Below are 1279 nucleotides of genomic sequence, written 5' to 3' on the forward strand. Positions count from 1 at the left end.
CTCATAGTCAAGTGGTTGAAGAAACATTTACGCGGTTTGGCTAACGAGTGCGGCTAAGCGTTGGGCTGGGGTGTCGAGGTCCAGGGTGGGTCGGGGCCGGGAGTTGAGTTTGTCTTGGACGCGTTTGAGGTCGGCTTTGGTGTGCACGGCCAGGTCGGTGCCCTTTTCGAACCAGAACCGCAGCAGGCGGTTGGTGTTCTCGTTGGTGCCCCGCTGCCAGGGTGAATGCGGGTTGCAGAAGTACACCGGGGCCTTGAGTTCGAGATGAATCCGGGGCCACTGAGCCATCTCCGAGCCGCGATCCCAGGTAATCGATCGGCGCAGATGCTCAGGTAGCTCCCTCATCGCCTCGATCATCGCGGTGGCCACGGACTCGGCGGTGTGGTCGAGCGGAAGGTGCAACAAGATGGTGAACCGGGTGCTGCGTTCCACCAGCGTGCCGATCGCGCTTTGGTGGCCGGCCCCCACGATGAGATCTCCTTCCCAGTGCCCGGGCACGGCCCGGTCGGCGACCTCGGCAGGCCGGTCGCTGATCGTGAACTCGTCGCCGCTGCCATAAACCCCGCGCGGCCCGCCGGCCGCGCCGCGGGTCTTGCGGGTGGCCCGCTTGGTCGACAGGCACTGATGCAGATCAGCGCGCAGCTGGCCACGGGTCTGCACGTAGAGGCACTGATAGATCGTTTCGTGGCTCACCTGTTTGAGCTTGTCATCGGGATGGTCTTGGGCCAACACCTGTGCGATCAACCGGGGGCTCCACCCGTCATCCATCCACGACTCGACCACGGCGCACAAGTCGGGGTCATTGAGCTTGAATGCTTTGGGGCGCCTGGCTTTATGGTGTGCGCGGGCATGGGCCATCAACGCGTGATAGTCACCGTCGGCGCCGCGGTTGCGGGTGGCTTCCTTCCACACCACCGAGCGGTCCCGGTTGATCCGCCGCCCGATCTCGGCGTAACTGAGTCCATCGTCGAGGCCCCGCATGATCGCGACTCGCTCGTCGAGATTGAGGCGGTGCCCCGACCCACCCGGCCCGCCACCACCGACAGCATCACCGATACCGCCACGCTTGCCCGCTGCCAACGCCATCCCGCCAGCTTTGTGCCACCACTCATGACCAGTCCCATGCGACACGCCCAACACCTTCGACGCCGCCGACACCGACTGTCCTGCACACACCCGATCAAACAACGCCCGCTTCAACGACCGCGACGCAGGAACCCCACTCGGCACAGCAAACCCCCACGCTCAGAAATGTTTCTCTGACCGTATGAATCCGCCT

General features: G+C 64.2%; 1 protein-coding gene. It reads right to left on the reverse strand.

What is annotated here, in order from left to right:
- Positions 1 to 27: 27 nt before the first annotated feature.
- The gene (locus tag AC3A6P_RS36055) at positions 28 to 1230 is read right to left on the reverse strand and encodes an IS30 family transposase (RefSeq protein ID WP_487697449.1); all 1203 of its coding nucleotides are present in this window, start codon (positions 1228 to 1230) and stop codon (positions 28 to 30) included.
- Between the last annotated feature and the right edge of the window lie 49 nt (positions 1231 to 1279).

It is taken from the genome of Mycobacterium sp. Soil_C_30, from assembly GCF_057656995.1.